Genomic DNA, 21682 nt, shown 5'->3' with positions numbered 1-21682 from the left:
CCTCATTGTTTGCGTGAGCGCGTGGGGTCAGCGCAGGGCGGTGCGGAGCGTGTCCACGACCCGCCGCTGCTGTTCGGCGGTGATCTGCGGGAAGAGGGGGAGCGAGAGCATCCGGTCCGCGGCCTGCTCGGCGTGCGGGAAGTCGCCCCGGCCGTGGCCGAGATGACCGAAGGCGGGGGTCAGGTGGACCGGCGCCGGGTAGTGCACGCCCGCGCCGATCCCCTCCGCGTTGAGTTTGCCGACGACGGCGTCGCGGTCCGCCCCGGCGACCCGGACCACGTACAGGTGCCATACGTGGACGTTGCCCTCGGCCGTGACCGGCAGGGTGACCCGCCCGGCGGCGGCGAGGTCGCCCAGCAGCTCGTCGTAGCGGGCGGCGGCGGCACGGCGGGCCGCGTTCCCCTCGGCGAGCCTGGCCAGCTTGGCCCGCAGGACCACGGCCTGCAGACCGTCGAGGCGGCTGTTGAAACCGGCCACGTCGTGGCGGTACTTGGCGATGCCGCCGTGGTTGGCCAGGGCCCGGACCAGGTCCGCGCTCTCCTCGTCGTCGGTCACCACCGCGCCCGCGTCGCCGTACGCGCCCAGGTTCTTGCCCGGGTAGAAGCTGGTCGCGGCGATGCCCCCGCTGCCGGGGGAGCGTCCGTCCCGGGTCGCGCCCTGGCTCTGCGCGGCGTCCTCGACGATCTTCACGTGCGCCGGGAGTCCGGCCGCCAGCGCCGCGGTGTCCGCGCACTGCCCGTAGAGGTGGACGGGGACGACCGCGCGGGTGGCCGGTCCCACGGCCTCCAGTGCGGCCCGCGGATCCATCAGCAGGGTGTCGGGGAGGCAGTCGGCGAGCACCGGCCGGGCACCGATCCGGGCCACGGCCCCCGCGGTGGCGATGAAGGTGTTCGCGGGCAGCACCACCTCGTCGCCGACACCCACCCCGCTCGCGCGCAGGGCCAGTTCGAGGGCGTCGGTGCCGTTGGCGACCCCCACGCAGTGCCCGACCCCCGCGAAGTCGGCGTACTCACGCTCGAACGCGCGGACCTCCGCACCGCCGATGAAGGCCGTGTCGGCGAGCACACGGTCGAATCCTGCCCGTAATTCCCCGGCGACCTCGGCGTGCGCCGCCTTCAGGTCGACGAGCGGTATCTGGTTCATACGACAGTGCTCCCCATCCGTGTCTCCGGCCACCGGCCGGCCGTCTCCTCGCCATCGGCCCGCAGCTCGTCGAGCGCCGGGCCACCCGCCGCGCGCAGCCGGCGGGCGGGGCTTCCGGCCCACACCTCACCGGGCGGCACATCGGCCAGGACCGTGCTTCCCATACCGGTCAGCGACCAGGCGCCGACCGTCGTGCCCTCGCGCACCAGCGCACCGGCGCCCACGTACGCCCCGCGCCCCAGCCGCACCCCGCCGCCGAGGCGTACCCCGGAGGCGAGCGTGGCGAAGTCCCCGACCCGGTCGTCGTGGGTGAGCACCACGTGCGGCATCACCGCCACGTGGGACCCGAGGCGGACGGCGGCCGTCAGCACGCAGTGCGCGAGCAGGACCGAGCCCGCGCCGAGCAGCGAGGACCCCGAGACCACCGCCGTGGGGTGGACCACCGTGGCGTAGCGGCTGCCGGGCAGCCCCAGACGCCGTACCAGACGGGCCCGTACGGCGTAGTCGCGCGGACTGCCCGCGCAGACCACCACCCGGGCCGCCGGCAGCTCGTGCACGAGGTGGCTGCCGCCCAGCACCGGCACCCCGTCGACCTCCCGGCCGTGCAGGCCGGGATCGTCGTCGAGGTGTCCGGCCAGGCGCCACCGCGGGGCACGGCCGGACGCGGCCGCCGCGGCGGCCGTGTCCCGTACCGCCTGGGCGGTCTCGCGGGCGAACCCGCCCGCGCCGACGATCAGCAGGTCCTCGGTCCGCCGCGGCGGGCCGCTCATCCGCCCGCCTGTTCGCGCAGCACCGCCACCACCCGGTCCTGCTGCTCCCGCGTCATCGTGTGGAACAGCGGCAGGATCAGCGAGTCGCGGCTGATCCGCTCGGTCACCGGCAGCGGCGCCGCGCCGTGGTCCGCGTACGCGGGCTCCAGGTGCGAGGCCATGATGCCGCGCCGGGCCGAGATCCCGGCCTCGGAGAGCGCCGCGAGCAGCTCGTCCCGCCCGACCGGGAAGTCCTCGGCCGGCAGCACCCAGTACGACTGGAAGTTGCCCTGGCCGTGACCGGGGTCCCCGACCGGGCGCAGCCCCGGGACCGTGCTCAGCAGCTCCGTGTACCGGGCGGCCAGCGAGCGCCGCCGGGCCACGATCTCGTCCAGCCTGCCGAGCTGCACCAGGCCGACCGCGGCCTGGATGTCGGTCATCCGGTAGTTGTAGCCGACCTCCAGGTAGCTCTCGACGACCGGCTTGCTGCTAGCGTGGCGCTGCGCGGCGGACACGTTCATGCCGTGCTCGCGCAGCCGCCGCAGCCGCTCCGCCCACCGCGCGTCGTCCGTGGTCAGCATGCCGCCCTCGCCGGTGGTGATCACCTTGCGCGGGTGGAAGGACCAGGCGGCGAGCAGCGCGCCGTGGCCCACCGACTTGCCGCCCACCGTCGCGCCGATCCCGCAGGCGGCGTCCTCCACCAGGGCCACGTCCCAGTCGGCGCACACCGCGCGCAGCGCGTGCACGTCCGCGGGCACCCCGCCCTGGTGGACGGCGATCACCGCCTTGGTCCGCGGCGTGCGGACCGCGTCCACGGTGGCCGGGGTGAGGTTGCCGGTGGCCTCCTCGACGTCCGCGAACACCGGCCGGGCGCCCACGTAGCGCACGGCGTTGGCCGTGGCGATGAACGACAGCGAGGGGACGACCACCTCGTCGCCCGGACCGAGGTCCAGCGCGATCAGGGCCAGGTGCAGGGCGGTGGTGCACGAGCTCACCGCGATGCCGTGCTCGGCGCCCACCCGCTCGGCGAAGGCCCGCTCGAACTCGGCGACCCGGGGACCCTGGGCCACCCAGCCGGAGAGCACCGCGTCGGCGGCGGCCTTCGCCTCCTCCTCGCCCAGCCAGGGCACCATCACCGGGATCCGGGCCGGGGCGGCCCCCGGGGTGCTCATCGGCCCGCCTCCGCGGCCGCCGCGTCGGCGGCGCGCTCGGCCCGCCACCAGTCCACCAGGTCCCGCAGCCCGCTGCGCAGGTCGATCCCGGCGGTGAACCCGAGGCGCTCCGCGGCCTGCGAGGTGTCCGCGAGCCGCCGGGTGACGCCGTTCACGGCACGGGCCGGGCCGTGCTCGGGAACCAGGCCCTCGGCGCCCATGGCCTCCAGCAGGCCGTGCGCGAGCTGGAGCAGGCTGGTCTCGGTGCCGCTCGCGACGTTGAAGACCTCGTCGGTCAGGTCCGACTCGGCGGCCAGCAGGTTGGCGCGCGCGATGTCCCGGACGTCGACGAAGTCCATGGTCTGCAGGCCGTCCCCGAGGATCAGCGGCGGCTCGCCCGAGGCGATCCGCTCCATCCAGCGGATCAGTACCTCGGTGTACAGGCCGTGGATGTCCATCCGGGGCCCGTACACGTTGAAGTAGCGCAGGGCCACGTAGTCCAGCCCGTACATGGAGTGGAAGCTGCGCAGCACCCCCTCGTTGAAGGCCTTCGCGGCACCGTAGAAGGTGTCGTTGTTGTACGGGTGGTGGCGCTCGGTGGTCGGGAACTGCTCGGCCAGGCCGTACACCGAGGCCGAGGAGGAAGCGATCACCTTGCCCACCCCGGCGGCCGCGGCCGCCTCCAGCACGTTGAAGGTGCCGTCCACCATGACCTCGTTCGCCAGCCGCGGTTCCTCCGCGCACTGGGTGATCCGGATGGCGGCGAGGTGGAACACCAGCTCGGCGCCCTCGGTCGCCTTGCGCACGGCGGCCACGTCGCGGATGTCGCCGTCGACGACCTCCACCACCCCGCTCGGCAGGGCGCGGGCCAGGTTGGCGGTCCGCCCCCGCACGAAGTTGTCGAGCACCACGACCTCGCGTGCCCCGTTGTCCACCAGCAGGTCCACCAGGTGCGAGCCGATCGTGCCCGCCCCTCCGGTGACCAGAATCCTCTTGCCTCGTACGCTGCTCAACGCCCTGCCCCCACTGAATCTTCGGTCGTGGTCTTGCGTGTGATCGGACCGCGGAGGCTCAACGCCCGGTGCGCAGTCCGACGACCGCTCCGCGGAACTCCAGGCTCCGGGAGGCGGCTTCCAGGATGTCCAGCACCTTCAGGCCCGCCCGGCCGTCCGTCAGCGGCGGCCGTCCCGTCCTGATGGACGCGGCGAACTCCTCGACCATGCTGCGCAGGGCCTCCTTCTCGCCGATCGCGGGCGCCACCATGTCGCCGGTCCGGTAGGAGACGAGCATGTCCCGGCGCTCGTCCGCGCCGATCTCCTGCGGGGCGCTCAGGTCCACGCCGCGGTCGAACACCGCGACGCGCTGCGTGGGGTTGAGGTCGTCCCACACCAGGGTGCGCTTGGACCCGCCGACCATGGTGGTGCGCACCTTGGTGGGGGAGAGCCAGTTGACGTGCACGTGGGCGATGGCGCCGGTGTTCAGCTGGAGCGTCAGATAGGCCACGCAGGACTGGCCGGCCCCGATGGGATCGGCTCCGTGGGCGGCGACGGCGACCGGCTGCACGTGGTCCGGGAGGATGAACTCCAGGACGGACAGGTCGTGGGGGGCCAGGTCCCACAGGACGTCGACGTCCTTCTGGACGAGCCCCAGGTTGATCCGTACCGAGTCCACGTAGTGGATCTCGCCGAGTTCGCCGGAGCGGACCAGCTCACGGATCCGCGCCACCGCCGGCGTGTAGCAGTAGGTGTGGTCGCACATCAGCGTGAGACCGCGGTCCTCGGCCTCGTTCACGAGCCGCAGCCCGTCCTCGTACGTGGCGGCGAGGGGCTTCTCCACGAGCACGTGCTTGCCGGCCCGCAGCGCGGCCAGCGCGACGTCGAGGTGTGTGCCCGCCGGCGTGGCCACCGCGACCGCGTCGACCTCCGGGTCGGCGAGAACCGCCTCGTAGTCGCCGGTCGCCTGGACCGTGGAGTACGCGCCGAGCACCTGCCGGGCCCGGTCCACGTTCAGGTCGCAGAGCCAGCGCAGCCGGAACTGGTCACTGGACTGGAAGTTGCGGACGAGATTGGGGCCCCAGTAGCCCGCGCCGACCACGGCGACACCTAAGGGGGCGGACCCCTTGCCGGTGGCGCCCGAGCCCTGATCCGCGCTCTGCCCCGCGTCCTTCGCGGTGTCCTTCACGGCGTTTCCCTTCCTTCTGCGCACGCCGGACGGCGTGTCGCCAACTCGTGGCCGGGAAGCGTGTGATGGAGGGAAATGCCGTCGACGGCAGCCCGGACGCCCACGCGTCCGGTGCATGACCTGCTCAACGGTGATGGCCCCCCACAACCGATGCCCTACGTGATGCGCGTGCTTCGCCCCCCGGCCCGGCCGCCTGTTCCCCACAAGCAGCCGAACCCGTACCGCCCAAGACCCTTGCCCGATGCCGGACACCGGCGTCGCCGAAGCGTGCCGAATCCGGTCGGCGCCGCTCAATCTAGTCCACCGGGCGTACCCCCGGGCAGAGTTGACGTAATCGCCTGGCGCGGGTGTTCGACCGTGCATACTGCCCGGGTGACCAGCATCGTGATACCGGCCCACAACGAAGGCCGGGTCATCGGCCGGCTCCTCGACGCGCTCCTGGCCGACACCACCCCGGTGTCCGGGCCCGACATCGTCGTGGTGTGCAACGGCTGTACGGACGACACCGCCCGCGTGGCGGGCGAGCGCGGCGACCGCGTCCGCGTGGTCGAGATCCCGACTCCCTCCAAACACCTGGCACTTCGGGCCGGCGACGAGCACGCGCGGGGCTTCCCCCGGCTGTACGTGGACGCCGACGTCGTCGTCGGGGCCGCCGACGTACGGGCCCTGGTGGGCGTCCTCGGCCGGAGTCCGGAGCTGCTCGCCGCCGCCCCCGGACGGGACATCCCGCTGGGCGGCTGCGCCTGGCCGGTACGGGCGTACTACCGGGTGTGGCAGCGGCTGCCCGCCGTCCGCGAGGGGCTGTTCGGCCGCGGGGTCATCGCCGTGACCGAGCCGGGGCACGCGCGGATCGCCGCGCTGCCCCCGCTGATGGCCGACGACCTGGCCGCGTCCCTCGCCTTCGGGCCGGGGGAGCGGCGCGTGGTCGAGGAGGCCCGGGTGATCGTCCGGCCGCCGCGGACCTGGTCCGATCTGATCCGGCGGAAGGTCCGTGCGGCGACCTCCTCGGCGGAGTACGAGCGTTTCCGGGCGGCGCGGCGGGCCGAGACGCCGTCCGGGACGCCGCAGCAGGGGCCCGGGCAGGTGGCTGAGCGGGCGTCCGAGCAGACCGCGCGGACCGGAACGGCCGATCTGCGTGCCCTGCTGTGGGCCCGGCCGGCGCTGCTGCCGGGGGTGGTGGTGTTCGTGGTGGCCGCGCTGGCCGCCCGCCGGGGTTCCCGGAAGGCCATTCGCGACCAGGACTTCTCCACCTGGCTGCGGGACGAGAGCAGCCGGGAGGGCTGATTCCCGGCCGGCCCGGGGGCGTGCGGCCACATCTGTTCATACGCCCCACCGTTGGCCCGTACACCCATTAGGGTTCCACTCGCACGTTCGAGTGAACTCGACTCCGTCGGCATCGGGAGCCCCAGAACATGTACCTCGCGGACCGTTCCGCGCCCGCGTCCGAGGGTGCGAAGACCGCTCCGGGCCGGGGATCCGTCCGGGCTCCGGCGGTCGCCTCGACCGTCCTCGCCCTGGGCGCGGTCAGCATGATCACCGACATCTCGTCCGAGATGGTCACCGCCGTCCTGCCCCTGTACCTGATCGCCGGTCTGGGGCTGAGCCCCCTCGGCTTCGGGGCGCTCGACGGCGTCTACAACGGGGTCAGCGCCCTCGTGCAGCTGACCGGCGGCCATCTCGCCGACCGGGTCCGCAACCACAAGCTGATCGCCGGCATCGGCTACGGCCTGTCGGCGCTGTGCAAACCGCTGCTGCTGCTCGCCCACAGCCTGGGCCCGATCAGCGTGATCCTCACGCTGGAACGCACCGGCAAGGGTCTGCGCACCGCCCCGCGCGACGCGCTGATCTCCCTGTCCACACCACCCGAGTTACAAGGGCGCGCCTTCGGCGTGCACCGGGCCATGGACACCACCGGGGCGCTGCTCGGCCCGCTCGCGGCCTTCCTGATCCTGAGCGTCACGGTCGACGGCTACGACGCCGTCTTCGGTGTCAGCGCCTGCGTCGCCGTACTGGGCGTCGTGGTGCTCATGCTGTTCGTCCCGTCCGGCGGAGCCCCGGCGCCGACCCCGGCGAAGGCGGCAGCGAAGGCCACGGCCACCACGGGTACCGCTGCTGCTGGTGCCGCCAACGCCACCGCCGTCCCCGACGCGGACCGGCCGGCCCCCGTACGGCTGCGCGACGCGCTCGGCCTGCTGCGCCTGCCCCGGCTGCGCAATCTGGCCGTCTGCGCCGTCCTGCTGGGCCTGACCACCGTCAGCGACGCCTTCGTCTACCTGCTCCTGCAGCGCCGCACCGGTATCGGCGACCAGTGGTTCCCGCTCCTGCCGCTCGGCACCGCCGCCGTGTTCCTGCTGCTCGCCGTGCCCGCCGGGGCCCTCGCCGACCGGATCGGCCGGCGCACCGTCTTCCTCACCGGGCACGCCCTCCTGCTGACCGGCTACGGGCTGCTGCTGTGGGCTCCCGCCTGGCCCGCCCTGCCCTTCCTCGTCCTCGCCCTGCACGGCATGTTCTACGCCGCCACCGACGGGGTGCTGCCCGCCGCCGTCGCCGCCACCGTCCCCGGGGAACTGCGCGCCACCGGCATGGCCCTGGTCGGCACCGGCCAGGCGCTGGCCCGCTTCGGCTGCTCACTGGCCTTCGGCGGAGCCTGGACCCTCTGGGGCACCGGCCCGGCCCTGGCCGCCGCCGCGGCCGGCCTGCTGTGCTGCGCCGCCGTCGCCGGCTTCGTCCTGCGCCCGGCGGCGCCGCAGGAGGCCCGAACCGACTCGAACCGAACCGACCCGAAGCGCGTGAGGCCCCCCAGATGACGCTGTCGAACTCCCGGCGCCTGCTCGTACTCGCGGTGGCGGTACTGCTCCTCGGGGGCCTCGCCGCCGCGCTCGTGCTGCGCTCGGCCTCCCGCGACGACAAGCCGTCGGCGGGCGGCCCGACGGTCGCCGCCGGGGCCGTCACGCTCACCCGGCCCGGCTCCCTGGCCTTCCTCAACGGCGGCCAGGGCCCGCACCGCGGGGCCGTCGCCTCGGTGCCCGCCGACGCGCCCGAGTCCGGGCGCACGGCCTCCGAACTCACCTGCCAGCGCTTCTACGCCGCCGCGGGCACCGGCGTGTGCCTGCGCTCCACACCGGGCGCGCTCGCCCAGGACAACAAGGCGCTGATCGTCGACTCCGAACTGCGCACCCTGCGCAGCTTCCCCCTCGCCGGCACCCCCAGCCGCGCCCGGGTCTCGCCCAGCGGCCGGTTCGCCGCCTGGACCGTCTTCGTCTCCGGCGAGTCGTACGGCGCCGCCTTCTTCTCCACCCGTACCGCGATCGTGGACACCCGCACCGGGAAGCTGGAGGCGAACCTGGAGGAGTTCGCCATCGACATGGACGGCCGGGAGCACCGCGCGCAGGACGTGAACTTCTGGGGGGTCACCTTCTCCAAGGACGACGACACCTTCTACGCCACCGTCTCCACCGGCGGTGAGACCCACCTGGTCAAGGGCTCGATCTCGGGACGCAGCGTCAAGACCCTCGCCAAGAACGTCGAATGCCCCTCCCTGTCCCCGGACGAGACGCGCATCGCCTACAAGAAGCGGGTCCGGGCCGGGGCCTCGCTCTGGCGCGAGCACGTGATGGACCTCGGGACGCTGCGCGAGCACGCGCTCGCGGAGAAGCGCAGCGTGGACGACCAGGCCGCCTGGCTCGACGACCGGACGCTCGCCTACGGGCTGCCCACCGACGGCGCGGCCGACAGCACGGACCTGTGGACCGTGCCCGCCGACGGCAGTGGCACCCCGCGGCTGCTGGCCCCCGGCGCCGCGTCCCCGGCCCGCCTCGGCTGACATCCGGCGGGGGTGTCAGAGCAGGTCCGCGAAGTCCTGCACACGCGCGACGAGTTCGGCGTTGCGCCCGTACGAGGGCCTCCGTCAGGGGCGTGTAGGAGACGGCCCTCGTACCCATGGCAGGTGTGCACACGAGCACGGGCGCCGACGGTTCGCCGGGCCTGCGGTACAGCCGGACCCGGACCGTGGCGCCGTCCTCGGCCCCGGCCTCTCGACCGCCGGACCGCGGCGTGCAAGGGCAGCCGGGAAACGGAACGTGCGATGATCCCTGCCGGCGGACGCGCACGGACTGATCGACACAACGGAGAGGCGACCGTGACCGGCATCGAATTCCTCGCCTCGTTCCTCAGGACCGGCCGCCTGCACGGGATCGGCATCGGCTCCACCCTCGGCGAGGTCGACCGGGCCGTCCGCCACCGCTTCGTCGACGTGGTCGACGAGGAAGGCGCGTCGCTGCGCCGCGACTACGGATTCGTCGAGTTCTACTTCAACCCGGGCGACGAGTGGGTGATGTCCGGCTGCTCCATCGAGCTGCACCGGCTCGCGTCCGGCCGGCCCATGGCGAAGGAATGGGCCCGGACGATGAAGGTCGAGTTCCCCCGGTACGTCGCCTGGGAGGCCGTGCGGGAGGAACTCGCGCGCGTCCCCGGAGCCCCGGAACTCCAGGTCGGCGACCAGGGCGGCTTCCTGGAGCACCGGGCGGAGGCGACCGGCGTCTCGGTGATCGTCGTGGACGACGAGGAGGAGGGGCGGGGCCGCCACGCGGGCCACGGGGACGTGTGGAGCGTCAGCCTGTGGGCGTCCGTCCGGGCGAAGTGAGCGCCCGGCCGGGTGCTTGACCGCCCCGGAGGGGATGGGACGCGGCATGAGCGGGCACGTGCAGGACATGGCCTTCGAACATCCCGCGAAGAAGGGCGGCCAGGGGCGGCTCGGACGGTTCGAGAAGCTGGCGGAGCTGGCCTCGAACTTCACCAGCTCGCCCGTCTTCTCCGTGTTCTGCGTCCTGCTGGTGGCCGGTTTCGTCGCGGTCCACCTCGCCCACCTGGACGTGAGCTGGCAGCACCTGCTCGGCGACGCGATGGGCGCGGTCGCCCTGCTGCTCCTGGCCCTGCTGAAGAACTCCGAACGCCGCGCCGAGCACGCGATCCAGCGCAAACTCGACGCCATCGCCGCCGCCCTCCTGGAACAGGGCGAACGCCAGGGCGAACCGGGCCCGGCCCACAAGGACCTGTCGAAGGCCATCGGCATCGAGGACTACACCGCATAGGCCCGTCCCCGAGCCCTGCCGGGCCTTCCCTCCGCGTCTCCCTCGCGCGGGGGAGACGGCTCATTCCCGGGCATGAAGACCGGACGCGGGTGTCGGCGTGATCGTGAACGCATGACGAGCTTCCCTGGCCCAAGGCAGGTGACGGGCGCATGAACACGAAGGCGATGGAGGCCGCTCGGCGGTGGCGGCCCGCGCGCCGCCCGACCGCGGTGGCCCTTGCATGGGCGTGGCCCGCGTACCTGTCCGTTCTCGCCCAACTGGTCTACGTGGTGGAGAAGGGCTACTACGCGACCCGAGGGCGCCTGGGCATTCCCGGTGGGCCACTGGTGAGCGCCTCGCAGTACGCCGAGACGCCGGACGTCGCGCTCACCCAGTGGACGCTGGCCCTGCTCGGTCTGCTCTCCGCCGCGATCGCGCTCGCCGCCGTACGGCCGTGGGGCGGTCTGGCACCGCGCCCGCTGCTCCTCCTCGGGCTGTGGGCGACGGGCGCACTGGCGGCGGTCAGTCAGATCCACGTGGTCCGGGAAGTCCTCTTCCCTTCCGGTCCCGGTGGATGGTCGCCGTGGGCCGCGGTCCAGGGCGTCGCCGCCCTCTGCCTCTGGCTGGCCATGGCCTGGATCTGCACCCGTCGCCTGGGACTGGACACCACAGCCGCGGCGGACACGGGGCGGGACACGACATGAAGGAGGTGGTGGACACGCGGCCTGCGACGCGCCGCACCCCGTCCGTACGGCGATGGGCCGCCTACGCGACGTGTGTCTGGACCCTCGCCGGCTACGGGACGCTCAAACTCTATTGGGCGCTGGGCGGCACGGCGCTCATCTCCAGTGCCCCATTGCCGCGGTCGGCGCGTGAGGAGCTCGTCGCGCAAACCCCCGGCACGATCGCCGGCCACTGGATCTCGGTCGGCCTGGTCGTCGTGGGCGCGTTGGCGGCGCTCGCCACGGTGCGGCCCTGGGGACGTGTGCTGCCACGCCGGCTCTTGACCGTGCCGATGTGGATCATCGGATGCCTCATGGTGTCGCGGGCGTGCGGGGTGTTGGGGTTCGGCTTCATCGGTGACGTCATGGTGTTGACGGGCAGCGTTCACGTAGGTCCGTCCGACATGGAGGTCGCGCGCAGTCTGTCCCGCGTGGACCTGCTGCTCTGGTCTCCCTATTTCCTGGTGTGGGGCCTGCTGTGGGGTGCGACCGCATGGGCCACCCCGGTGCGCCGGCCCCCTGTCCGCCCGTGAGTCCGGCCGGGCGGGGACTCGGGCGGGGACGGTTCGGGCGGGCCGCGCGGACATCGCGCGCGCCCAACGCCCTTACGGAGCAACGGTCGTCGAGATCCCGCCCGCCGATTTCTTGATCATTCGGGCAACCGATCAGGCCCCTTGACGGTCGTACAGGAGTCGGGCGTGTTCGAACGCCCGACCCGTGACACGAGGGGGACCATCTTGATGCGGTTGAACCGCAAGTACAGCACTTCAGCGTGGCGGATCGGAGCGGCTCTGGCCGCCGGTACGGTGGTGTTGGGCCCCGCGACCACTGCCCAGGCAGCGCCGGTGCCGAGCCCGGGGGCGCCGGTCCCCGCGGTCGGTGAGAAGGGCCCGAACCGGCCCGCGGGCGACCCGGCCCAGCTCGACGGTCTCGTCACCTCCGAGGAGCTGCTCGACACCACGGTCGAGAACGGCCAGAAGCAGAGCCTCCGTCTGGGCTTCAAGGTCACCGGCGACAAGCCCGTCCAAGGGGCGGAGCTGGGCGTCCACCTGCCGCCGGGCCTGGAACTGAATGCCCAGGAACGGCCGTCGAACTGCGAACACTTCAAGGTCGACCCCGTACGGGAGTACCGTGACGAATACCTGTTCTGCAGCTTCACCGGCACCTTCGAGCCGGGTAAGTACTACCGGCTCGAAACGGGGCTGAACGTCACCGCGACCCCGGAGCTGTGGCGGGACCTCTTCTACGTCTCCTGGACCCCGGGCGGCCGGCCGATCTACAAGCCGGAGCAGGGCGGGGTCAAGGGAACCGCTGCCGCTGTCAAGGTCGCACCGTCCGAGCCGTTCAAGGAGTGGAGCTTCTGGGGTCGCGAGGTGCCGGTCGCAAACCCCGCGAACCAGCCCGACTTCACCGTGACCGGGGCGGTCGGCAGCGGCCCGGCCGGCGGCCAGGTGCTGCTCGACCCGGGCTGGCAGATCAAGGGCACCGGTTCGGTCGCCACCACGGCCCTCGAAGACAGCGTGGTGGAAGCGGAGTTCGCACTGCCGCCCGGCATCAGCTTCGTCAGTGGCCGCCCGGGCCCGGAGGGGCGCCGGGTGTTCGGCGGGACCGGCGGCTCGGTCAAGGGGATCTTCAAGATCGAGTCGTGGGTCAAGCCGGGCACGTACCACGGCGAGTACCGGTACAAGGCCGACCGCGGTCCCGGCCATCTCAAGATCGCCGACATCGACCGTGACCTCGGCAACAACACGGCCGGGCTCACCATCACCGTGACACCGGCCGGCGGGCAGCAGCCCGAGCCGTCGACGTCCGCCTCGGCCTCGGCCTCCCCGAGCCCGTCAGGCTCGGCCTCCGCCTCGCCCTCGCCCTCGGCCTCCGCGAGCACCGCCCCGGGCACCGGCAACATCCCGGGCCCGAACGGCGGCACCGGCGGCAACCTGGCCAACACCGGATCCGCCGCGCTGGCCGCGGGCGGACTCGCCGCCGTGGCCCTGACGCTCGGCGGAGCCCTGTACGCCATGAACCGGCGGCGCCGTTCGGCGTAACGGCACACGCCGCGCGCGGTGCCGGTGCCCGCGAGTCCCGTGCGGGGGCGGTTCAACGCCCCCGCACGGGACGACTCGGGGCTGTCCTGCCGGAACCGGTCCGACTGGCGGCGGCGGTGGGGCACGGACAGACTGGATTGCAGGGGTGGTCTCCAGCGGTAGTCCGACGGGGAGGAGACCCGGATGTTCGGGCAAGTGCGAGCAGTTTCCGACCAGAGTCCGATCTTCATGATCAAGGTCAGCGTCTATCGCAGTGACCTCTCGGAGATCGATCACGTCTTCACCGACGAAGAGGGTCGGTACAGCGTGGCAATCGCCGCAGGTGAAACGGTCACCGTACGGTTCGACACGCACCACTCCCTCACCAATGCCAGGGATTGGCAGCCGTCGGTGGTCGCGAACGTGATCACCAGTGACGAGACCCCCTTGGACCGCTCTCTGCTTCCCACGGGTCAGGATTACGGCGCGGCGGGGAACATGGACGCGCTGAACGGCTATGTGATCGCCGCGGCCGTGCAGGAGGTCGAGGAGTACGCCCCCACGGCCGCGTACCGCCTCTCGATGCTCAAGCAGCACAGCCTGGTGCTGAGCAGTCTCCAGCAGCGGCTCCTGGACCACTTCAGCGAGACGGCCTAGGCGAAGGAGAACCAGTTGACGTTGACGAAGTCGGAGGACTGGCCGCTGTCGAAGGTCAGATAGACGTCGTGGGTTCCGGTGGTGCGGCGGATGTCGGCGGGCACGGTGCGCCAGGCCTGCCAGCCGCCGGTGTTGGCGACGGCGAAGCCGCCGACCGGGGTGGCTGTGGGGCTGCCGAGGCGGACCTGGACCAGGCCGCTGACTCCACCGGCTGCTCCGGAAGCGACGCGGGCGTCGAAGCGGGTGGCGCCGGTGGAGCCGAAGGCGACGGCCGAGAACTTGAGCCAGTCGCCGTTGGACAGATGGCCGACGGCGGATCCGCCGCCTCCGTCGGAGCAGGCCTCGACCTGTGCTCCGGACTGGGCGTTGAACGCCTCGGCCTGGATGGTGGTGAAGGCGCTGACCCCGCCGCCCGGGGCGGTGGCGGTCGGCGTGGGGGCTGGTGTACCGCCGCCGGTCACACCGCCGACCGTGATGGTCCAGCGGCCGGGGGTGCCGGACTGCACCTTGCCCTCGAAGTCGACTCCGGCCGGGTGAACGTCGTCGTACGGGAAGGCGTACCCGAGTTGGTCGGGGGTGGTGTTGTGCAGGATGCGGGCGTAGTGGTTGGTGCGCGGCCGGGTGTAGAAGGCGGCGGGCTTCTCGGCGGTCGGCTGGTGGGGGTTGTCCAGCAGGGTGGTGCGGTTGAAGGCGGCGGCGAGCCGTGCGCTGAGATTGCCCATCAGGTCGTTGCCCGTGGTGAAGGGCGCGTCGCTGCAGGAGAAGATCGAATGGGTGGACGGCTTGGCGAAGCTGCCGACTCCGGGGAAGGTGAGGACGTCGCCGTTCACCCGGCCGGTGACGGTTCCCCAGGTGAACTGGGTGTCGATGCGCAGGTCGGTGGAGCGGTACTTGTTCCACACCTCGTCTACGTAGCCGTCGAAGTAGCCGCGGAACAAGGCGCCGTTGCCGCGGATGGCCAGGTTGGGGCTGAGTACGCGCAGGTCGCGGCCGCCCGCGGTGACGATCAGCCGGCTCCAGTCGCTGCCGTCGGCGGCGGACTGGGCCCGCAGCGCGGCGGCGACCCGGGACAGTCCGTCGGCCGGCAGCCCGCGCACCGTCTGGGTGCCCTGCCCGGTCTCCAGTTGGAAGGCGATCGGCAGTGAGACCATGTCGACGAACGTGATGTTGGCGTACAACTGGTCGCTGTTGAAGGTGAATTCGCAGAAGTCGTGAGCGACGTTCGTGTTGGGGTCGGTGGGGTTGCTCACCGACGGCAGGGCCAGACCGCCGCCGCGGTTCACCAGGAAGGTGAGCTTCGTGCCGACGGAGAAGTAGATACGGCCGCTGTCCAGGCGCGGCAGCGTCACCCTCCGCGCTCCGGCGCCGGGCGCGTTGAGCGGGATGGCACAGTCGACCCCGAGCGGGGTCTGATCGTCGGCCGGAGCCGGCGGGTGGTACAGGCTGGAGCCGTTGGCCTGGATGAAGGCCCAGGTGCCGCCGGCCTCGGGGTCACGGCCGAGCACATAGGCGTACACCGTGTTGTTGCCGGTGGCGTTCACCAGGTCCAGGGGGAGCGTGGCGGTGGTGGAGGCGTTGGCGCTCATCTCGAGCCAGGCTGCCGCGGCGGGCACGGCGAGAGCCAGGCCCGCCGTGACGGCGAGGAGTTTTCTGCGGGGCATGGTTCGTTGGTGGCGAGCCGTCACGGTGGGGTCCGTTCTTCGTGAGGTCGGGCGGGGGAGCGGTGTGACGCAGGGACGGGGGGAGAAGGGAGGGCGGCGGGGCTGGTGGGTCAGCCGACCGTCCACTTCTGGTTGGCGGCGCCGGTGCAGGTCCAGGTCTGCAACCGGGTGCCGTCGGCGGAGGAGTTGCCCTTGGCATCCAGGCACTTGCCCGCACCTGTGTTGGTGAGGTCGCGAGCGGCGGTGTACGTCCACTTCTGGGCGTTGGTGCCGTTGCAGGTGTAGAGCTGGACGACGGCGCCGTCGGCGGTGGAGCCGCCCGCGACGTCGAGGCACTTGCCGAGGGCGCGGACGGTGCCGTCGCCCCCGATGGTCCACTGCTGGGCCGCGCTGCCGGTGCAGTCGTGCAACTGGATGGGGGTGCGGTCGGCGTCGGAGCCGCCGGCGACGTCGACGCACATGCCGCCGATACCACGCATCGGGCGTGCGGCGGGGGCGCTGGCGGAGGAGGCGCGGACATAGTCGACGGTCATCGTCTGCGGGAAGGACGTGGAGGCGTCCGGGCTGCCGGGCCAGTCCCCACCGACCGCCAGGTTGAGGATGACGAAGAACGGGTGGTCGAAGACCCACTTGTTGCCGCCGGTGTCGGCCGGCGTGAGGGTCTTGTACGTCGTGCCGTCCACCGACCAGACGAGGGAGTTCGGGCTCCAGTCGACGGCGAACACGTGGAAGTCGTCGGCGAAGGCGCGGCCGCCGGGCAGGCTGTACGCGGCGCCGAGGCCGCCCGCTCCGGAGTAGCCGGGGCCGTGCACCGTACCGTGCACCGTGTTGGGTTCGCGGCCGATGTTCTCCATGATGTCGATCTCGCCGCTGTTGGGCCAGCCCACGCTGCCGAGGTCGTTGCCGAGCATCCAGAAGGCGGGCCAGATGCCCTGGCCGCGGGGGATTTTGATGCGGGCCTCGAAACGGCCGTACGCCTGGGTGAAGGTCTTGGCGGTGTTCAGCCGGGCCGAGGTGTACTGGCACTGCCCGTACCAGCAGCCGAGGCCGGCGTCGGTGTTCTTCCGCGCGGTGATGACCAGGTTGCCCTGGCCGTCGAGCGCGGCGTTCGAGGTGCTGTTGGTGTAGTACTGCAGCTCGTGGTTTCCGAAGCCCGAACCGCCGGTCTCAAGCGTCCACTTGGCGGCGTCAGGAGCGCGGCCGGCCGCCCCGTCGAACTCGTCGGACCAGGTCTGCGCGACAACCGCGGCACCGGCGTGCGGGGCGACCGAAGGGGTGAAGGACATGAGCACCGCCGCGACCAGGGCGGTGGCCACGAGGAGCACCACTCCGCCGAGAGAGCGGCGGCGTGCGCGATGAGCAGCAGCCATGGGCATGTTCCTTGTCTGGAGGAGGGCCGGGCGAGTCGTGAAGAGTGACAGGAGAGGTATGAGAGCGCTCCCACACGTGACGCAATGGCACCCGTGACGGCGAGTATTACGGAGGGGTAACCGTCATGGCAACGTCAGGCGTCACTCTTCACACGCCTCTGACCTGCGGTTTTCTCTTATGGTCTTCGGCTTAACGATCTCTTAAGGCTGGCTTGATGCGCAGAGGGGTGAATCGGAGCCGCACGTGATCGTCGGCCGGACGGCCACCGCGGGTACTCCGCGCGGTCCTTCGTGCACGCGTTGGTGTCCGGCGCCGCGCAGCCGTCGGTCGGTGCACCGGCGTTGGTCCGCGACACCACGGACACGTCGACGAGCGGCGCCGCCGGCCTCAGGCGTGTGCGGGGTCAGGCGGTGTGCAGCGTCAGGCCGTAGCGGCCGAGGATTTCGTTGATCGGCTGGAACCACGTCTGGCCGCCGGACGAGCAGTTGCCCCAGCCGCCGGAGGTGACGCCCTGGGCCTGGTCCCCGCTGAGGAACGAGCCGCCGGAGTCGCCGCCCTCGGCGCAGACGCTGGTCTTCGTCATCTGGTGGACGGCGCCCTGGCTGTAGTTGACGGTCTCGTTCTTGGCGAGGACGGTGCCGCAGTGCCAGTGCGTCGTGGACCCCGACCGGCAGATCGAGGCGCCCACGGGTGCCTCGGCGGAGCCGCGTACCAGCTGGTCCGGGATGGTGCCCCAGCCGAGCACCACCGGTACGGTCCACCAGCCGCTGTGGATGCCGACGTACGCGTAGTCGTTGCCGGGGAACGAGGATCCCTGGAAGGTGCCCATCGCGGACCCGTCCCAGCCGCGCACGGCGGCCCCCGCCTGCCCGCAGTGCCCAGCCGTCACGAAGCCGCCGTGCACGGAGAAGCCGATCGAGCAGCGGACGTTGCCGGTGTAGTACGGGTCGCCGCCGACGGTGCCCGCGGCGTACGTACGGGGCGCCTGCGCCGTCTCGGCGACGGTGACGGGGCCGCCGGTCCGGGCCCGGTCGACGAACTCCCGTACGGCGGGGGCTTCCCGCTCGCTGCGTACGACCGTGACGACGACGCTGTTGGTCCGCGGGTCGACGTGCCAGCCGGCCACCCCGGTGGGGGCGCGCAGAGTGTCCAGGCGCGCTTTGGCGCGGTCCAGCGCGGCGGCGCTGTGCCGGACGAGGCGGGTGTCGGCGCCCAGTGCCCGCGCCTCGGACTCCTTCGCGCGGGTGGTCACCGCGACGACGAGCCGGCCGGTGGAAGGCTCGTACCACGAGCCGCCGTACGCACCACCCGCGGCCTGCCGTGCGGTCTTCTCCACGGCCGCCGCAGCCCTTTCTGCGTCCAGCCGTTCCTCGGCCTGGGAAGCGGTGAGCCCGAGGTCCCGGCGCATCGCGTCGAGCAGTCCGGCCGAGGCGGACGGCGCTGCGGCGGACGATGCCGCGGCGGGCTCCGGAAGCGGGACGGCGCTCGCCACGCCGGTAGGGGCGGCGCCCAGGCCGACGGTCAGGAGCAGGGCGGTGGCGGCGGCGCGTAAGGGGGTGGTGTGTTTCACGAGACCTCCTGGTGTGGGGGATTGAACGCTTGAGAGCGCTCTCACAGAGTGTCGGGCGCTACGCTAGCCGACCCTTTTTGTCAGGTCCATACCAAGCTCCGGTTCCGCCGCGGCGGGCCCCACGCGACCGCTCGGCCACCGAGGACCGTCCCCGGCGCCGAGGGCCGACTTCGCCGCCGGCCTGACCGACGTCGCGGTCGCGCTCGCGGTTGGGGTGGGGGTTCGGGGCCGCGCCGCGATCGCCTTCGGCTACGAACGCGCCGCCCTACCGATCGTCGACGTCTTCGCCGACCGGGCCATCGCCCTCAGCGGCAATCACCATGCCCGCACCGTAGCCGGGCAGCCTGACGATCTCCCAGAAAATACTTTCGATGTACGACCAGTCGACCCCGCGCCTGCGGGGATGGTCCGATCCCCTCGACGAACGTCACAGCCGCGTCGACCCCGCGTCCGCGGTATGGTCCCCGTCGACCCGGCACATCGACCGCACCGACGTCGTCGACGTCCGGTGAGGCCGGCTGAGGGCAGTCACGGACACGGCCGGCCTGGGCAAGGGCGAGGCGCAGCTTCTCCTCGTCATGGTGGCGTGCTCACCGCGGAGGACCAGGGCAAACGCCTCTGATCCATCCGGCCAGCCGCACCCATCGCCACGGCCTGCAAGTGCGGCAGCAGCACGAGGGACATCGACGACACCCGCTGTGGCCAGCCTAGCCAGCCAGGGGCGGTTTGCCCGCTTCCTTCTCCCACCGCCTGTGCTCGTGGCGGCTGTCCAGGGTGTCTTTGTGGTCGGGTCCGAGGGCGTGGGTGAGGTCTTCGACCAGGTTGGCGTGGAGGTCGCGTGCGGTGGCCGGGTCGCCGGCCTCACCCGTGTAGTTGGCGTGGTTGTTGCGGCTGAGCAGGGTGTCCTTGTGGACGGGCCCGAGGATGCGGGTGCGGTCGGTGACGAGTGCGGCGTAGAGGTCGCGTGCGGTGGCCGGGTCGCCGGCCTCACCCGTCCAGTAGGCGTGCTCGTGGCGGCTGTCCAGGGTGTCCTTGTGGTCGGGTCCGAGGGTGTGGGTGTGGTCTTCGATCAGGTTGGCGTGGAGGTCGCGTGCGGTGGCCGGGGCACCGGCCCTACCCGTCCAGTGGGCGTGGTTGTGGCGGCTGAGCAGGGTGTCGTTGTCGTCGGGTCCGAGGATGCGGGTGCGGTCGGTGACGAGTGCGGCGTGGAGGTCGCGTGCGGTGGCCGGGTCGCCGGCCTCGCCTGTGTAGTTGGCGTGGTTGTTGCGGCTGATCAGGGTGTGTTCGTGGTCGGGTCCGAGGATGCGGGTGCGGTCGGTGACGAGTGCGGCGTGGAGGTCGCGTGCGGTGGCCGGGTCGCCGGCCTCACCCGTCCAGTAGGCGTGGTTGTTGCGGCTGGTCAGGGTGTGTTCGTGGTCGGGTCCGAGGGCGTGGGTGTGGTCTTCGATCAGGTTGGCGTGGAGGTCGCGTGCGGTGGCCGGGTCGCCGGCCTCACCCGTCCACTCGGCGTGGAAGTCGCGATGGTTGAGGCTGTCGGTGTGCCGGGCACCGAGGTAGGCGGAGGTGAGCGTGGCGAGGGCGCCGTAGAGGAACGCGGCCTCGGCGGCGTTGCCGCTTTCGGCGGCTGCTTCTGCTTCCTGCTTGAGCTGTGCAGCCGGTTTGTTCGCCACGTCCGGGCTGGTCGGGGCATTGTCCGGAACAATGACGGGCACTGTCTCGACCATGGCGGGACCGCCGGTGATCTCGGTGCTGATCCGGTCGATGGTGTCGGAGTCCTCGTCGTTGACCGCGGCAGCCCTGGCGAGTGCCGTGTCGATGTCGTCGGCCTCCGCATCGCCCGTGGGTCCTTCATACAAGCGGACGTCCTGGCGGGGGAGGTCGTCGTGGGGTGAGGGTCCGTCACCGCGGAGCCGGTCGAGTTCGTCGGTGAGCACCTCGATCTCTTCTCGGAGGCGGTCGGCGAGGCTTTCGGCCTGCTTCTTCTTCTCTTCCGCCCGCCTCAGTTCCGACTCCGCCTTGGCCTTCTGTTCCTCGGCCCGGATCAACCGCATTTCGGCGGCTTCGACGGTTCCGCCCGCCACCTGACGGGCGAGCCGGTCGCGCTCCCCGGACAGGACACGCACCCGGTCGTCGAGCCGGTTGACCATGCCCAGGAGCACCCAGATCAGGCGGGCCGAGTTCTCCGCCGCCTTCCGTAGTTCGCCTTCCTGTTCCAGCGCGCGTGTGAGCCGCTCGTACACCTGGATCTGATCGGCCTGTGTCTGCGCGAGAGTGACGGCGCCGGCCTGCGCCGGCACCGTGGAGGCCGAAGTGCGGGGCGGGTGCTCGGCGTCGTGCAAGAGCCTCAGGGCTTCGGCCTGCCGGCGCTCGTGCAGCGGGTTCGGCACAGTCGCGGAGATGAGCGCGATGACAAAGCGCCGGGGCGGGATCCGCCCGCCCAGCAGACTGCTCACCTGGCTTTTCGAATACCCGACCTCTCCTGCCAGCACGGCGAGGGTCTTGCCGGAGGTGTCTACCTGGTGGCGCAGGAACTGCGCGAGGTGTCCGGCATGGGTGTTGACGGGGTGGATCGGCGCCCACCTGCGCCCGCGCTTCTTCGTCTCCGCCATCGATTCGCCCCCGTCGTTCCCCGCTGGTTTGTTCAGTCCGTCCTGGACAACAGCCCGTTCATCCGGAACTTACCTGCGATGTCCGCCCCCGGAGGTCCGTACAAAACAACTTCCGGCCATCGTCTGCTCCCGGCCGCCGCAACACCCAGCGGTCGAACCACCCAACCGAAAGGGCAGACCATGAACGAGTTCCTCTCCATCGCCGCCGACGTCCTCGCCATCTTCGGCGCCTCGCTGACCATCGCCCTTGAGGTTCGCCGTGCCCGCCGCGAGGCCGACCGAGCCGGCAACGGAGACGAGTCAGGCAAGGAGTGAGACCTGACGCCGTGGGGTCCCGGCCACTGCAACAGCGGCCGGGACCCCATGGTGTTCCGGCTTGATGGTCCGGGGCGGGTCCGGCGGGCGGAGGCTGCTCCGGTGAGGACACCCGACTGCCGGTCCCGAACGGGAGGAGCCGCGGCGGCGGCGGTGGCCATTGCGGGCTGACCGGCGGGCTCCGTGCCCGGACAGCTGCGGAAGGTGTCCCAAGGCCTACCGGAGCCGCAACGTCGTCGAACGCTGCTTCAACCGGATCAAGCAGAACAAGGCCCTCGCCACCCGCTACGGCAAAAGAGCCCGCCACTGCAAATCCCTGGTCACCCTCGCCTGCCTGCGACTACGGCTCCCCAACCGGCAATGCGGACACGGCCTAGGGCCGAGCGGGCGCCCGAAGCCGCGCTTTCGGGTGACGCCGCCGCGCGGCCTCAGCCGTCGGTGGCCGGATCTCCCCGACCAT

20 protein-coding genes and 1 pseudogene are annotated in these 21682 nt (G+C 72.0%); 12 read left to right on the top strand and 9 right to left on the bottom strand.

Annotated features, from left to right (window positions below):
• Nucleotides 1-27 precede the first annotated feature (27 nt).
• The 5 genes from Sspor_RS11510 to Sspor_RS11490 are packed head-to-tail and all read right to left on the bottom strand — an operon-like array spanning nucleotide 28 to nucleotide 5224.
• The gene (locus Sspor_RS11510) at nucleotides 28-1143 is read right to left on the bottom strand and encodes a DegT/DnrJ/EryC1/StrS family aminotransferase (protein WP_202199011.1); all 1116 of its coding nucleotides are present in this window, start codon (nucleotides 1141-1143) and stop codon (nucleotides 28-30) included.
• Entirely contained in the window at nucleotides 1140-1913 is a 774-nt protein-coding gene (locus Sspor_RS11505; RefSeq protein WP_202199009.1) for a NeuD/PglB/VioB family sugar acetyltransferase, read from the bottom strand. The genes Sspor_RS11510 and Sspor_RS11505 overlap by 4 nt, the downstream gene beginning before the upstream one ends.
• Complete coding sequence (locus tag Sspor_RS11500; RefSeq protein WP_202198997.1) at nucleotides 1910-3064, bottom strand: DegT/DnrJ/EryC1/StrS family aminotransferase; 1155 nt, start codon at nucleotides 3062-3064, stop codon at nucleotides 1910-1912. Before Sspor_RS11500 ends, Sspor_RS11505 begins: the two co-directional genes overlap by 4 nt.
• Entirely contained in the window at nucleotides 3061-4056 is a 996-nt protein-coding gene (locus Sspor_RS11495) for an NAD-dependent epimerase/dehydratase family protein (protein ID WP_202198996.1), read from the bottom strand. Before Sspor_RS11495 ends, Sspor_RS11500 begins: the two co-directional genes overlap by 4 nt.
• A 58-nt stretch (nucleotides 4057-4114) precedes the next feature.
• The gene (locus tag Sspor_RS11490) at nucleotides 4115-5224 is read right to left on the bottom strand and encodes a Gfo/Idh/MocA family protein (RefSeq protein ID WP_202198995.1); all 1110 of its coding nucleotides are present in this window, start codon (nucleotides 5222-5224) and stop codon (nucleotides 4115-4117) included.
• A 372-nt stretch (nucleotides 5225-5596) separates the two neighbouring features.
• Here Sspor_RS11490 and Sspor_RS11485 point away from each other — a divergent pair, with 372 nt between their 5' ends.
• From Sspor_RS11485 to Sspor_RS11445, 9 genes are all read left to right on the top strand, one after another.
• Nucleotides 5597-6508, top strand: coding sequence for a glycosyltransferase family 2 protein (locus Sspor_RS11485; RefSeq protein ID WP_202198994.1), 912 nt, complete (start codon nucleotides 5597-5599; stop codon nucleotides 6506-6508).
• A gap of 128 nt (nucleotides 6509-6636) precedes the next feature.
• Nucleotides 6637-8031, top strand: coding sequence for an MFS transporter (locus tag Sspor_RS11480; RefSeq protein ID WP_202198993.1), 1395 nt, complete (start codon nucleotides 6637-6639; stop codon nucleotides 8029-8031).
• Entirely contained in the window at nucleotides 8028-9047 is a 1020-nt protein-coding gene (locus Sspor_RS11475; RefSeq protein WP_202198992.1) for a TolB family protein, read from the top strand. The genes Sspor_RS11480 and Sspor_RS11475 overlap by 4 nt, the downstream gene beginning before the upstream one ends.
• Before the next feature lie 315 nt (nucleotides 9048-9362).
• Nucleotides 9363-9866 (top strand): hypothetical protein, encoded by a 504-nt coding sequence (locus Sspor_RS11470; protein WP_202198991.1) that lies wholly within the window; start codon nucleotides 9363-9365, stop codon nucleotides 9864-9866.
• Between the two features lie 67 nt (nucleotides 9867-9933).
• Complete coding sequence (locus Sspor_RS11465) at nucleotides 9934-10314, top strand: hypothetical protein (protein ID WP_202203604.1); 381 nt, start codon at nucleotides 9934-9936, stop codon at nucleotides 10312-10314.
• A 149-nt stretch (nucleotides 10315-10463) separates the two neighbouring features.
• Complete coding sequence (locus Sspor_RS11460; protein WP_202198990.1) at nucleotides 10464-10997, top strand: hypothetical protein; 534 nt, start codon at nucleotides 10464-10466, stop codon at nucleotides 10995-10997.
• Entirely contained in the window at nucleotides 10994-11548 is a 555-nt protein-coding gene (locus tag Sspor_RS11455) for a DUF3995 domain-containing protein (protein ID WP_202198989.1), read from the top strand. Before Sspor_RS11460 ends, Sspor_RS11455 begins: the two co-directional genes overlap by 4 nt.
• Before the next feature lie 213 nt (nucleotides 11549-11761).
• Nucleotides 11762-13060, top strand: a complete 1299-nt coding sequence (locus Sspor_RS11450; protein WP_202198987.1) for a hypothetical protein — start codon at nucleotides 11762-11764, stop codon at nucleotides 13058-13060.
• A gap of 183 nt (nucleotides 13061-13243) precedes the next feature.
• The gene (locus Sspor_RS11445) at nucleotides 13244-13696 is read left to right on the top strand and encodes a carboxypeptidase regulatory-like domain-containing protein (RefSeq protein WP_202198985.1); all 453 of its coding nucleotides are present in this window, start codon (nucleotides 13244-13246) and stop codon (nucleotides 13694-13696) included.
• Here Sspor_RS11445 and Sspor_RS11440 read toward each other — a convergent pair.
• The 3 genes from Sspor_RS11440 to Sspor_RS11430 all read right to left on the bottom strand — a co-directional run bounded on the left by Sspor_RS11440 (nucleotide 13693) and on the right by Sspor_RS11430 (nucleotide 18298).
• Entirely contained in the window at nucleotides 13693-15357 is a 1665-nt protein-coding gene (locus tag Sspor_RS11440) for a glycoside hydrolase family 64 protein (RefSeq protein WP_202198983.1), read from the bottom strand. The genes Sspor_RS11445 and Sspor_RS11440 overlap by 4 nt on opposite strands.
• A 110-nt stretch (nucleotides 15358-15467) precedes the next feature.
• Nucleotides 15468-16727, bottom strand: a complete 1260-nt coding sequence (locus Sspor_RS11435; RefSeq protein ID WP_202198981.1) for a glycoside hydrolase family 16 protein — start codon at nucleotides 16725-16727, stop codon at nucleotides 15468-15470.
• 404 nt (nucleotides 16728-17131) lie between these two features.
• On the bottom strand, nucleotides 17132-18298 hold the full coding sequence (locus tag Sspor_RS11430; protein ID WP_202198979.1) for an alpha-lytic protease prodomain-containing protein: 1167 nt from the start codon (nucleotides 18296-18298) through the stop codon (nucleotides 17132-17134).
• A gap of 371 nt (nucleotides 18299-18669) precedes the next feature.
• Here Sspor_RS11430 and Sspor_RS11425 point away from each other — a divergent pair, with 371 nt between their 5' ends.
• Nucleotides 18670-18810, top strand: coding sequence for a hypothetical protein (locus Sspor_RS11425; RefSeq protein ID WP_202198977.1), 141 nt, complete (start codon nucleotides 18670-18672; stop codon nucleotides 18808-18810).
• A gap of 195 nt (nucleotides 18811-19005) precedes the next feature.
• On the opposite strand, the gene Sspor_RS11420 is transcribed toward Sspor_RS11425, so the two are convergent.
• Nucleotides 19006-20907, bottom strand: a complete 1902-nt coding sequence (locus tag Sspor_RS11420) for a tetratricopeptide repeat protein (protein ID WP_202198975.1) — start codon at nucleotides 20905-20907, stop codon at nucleotides 19006-19008.
• A 180-nt stretch (nucleotides 20908-21087) separates the two neighbouring features.
• Between Sspor_RS11420 and Sspor_RS41075 the strand changes: the two genes are divergently transcribed.
• Both Sspor_RS41075 and Sspor_RS11415 read left to right on the top strand, forming a co-directional pair.
• Entirely contained in the window at nucleotides 21088-21222 is a 135-nt protein-coding gene (locus Sspor_RS41075) for a hypothetical protein (protein WP_266816209.1), read from the top strand.
• A 214-nt stretch (nucleotides 21223-21436) separates the two neighbouring features.
• Nucleotides 21437-21574: pseudogene (locus Sspor_RS11415) on the top strand (IS5/IS1182 family transposase); the annotation flags it as partial.
• Between the last annotated feature and the right edge of the window lie 108 nt (nucleotides 21575-21682).

Source organism: Streptomyces spororaveus (genome assembly GCF_016755875.1).
GTDB classification, from domain to species: Bacteria; Actinomycetota; Actinomycetes; order Streptomycetales; family Streptomycetaceae; genus Streptomyces; species Streptomyces spororaveus.
Note: the sequence above shows the minus strand (reverse complement) of the source record. Positions and strands in the feature narration are given on the sequence as shown.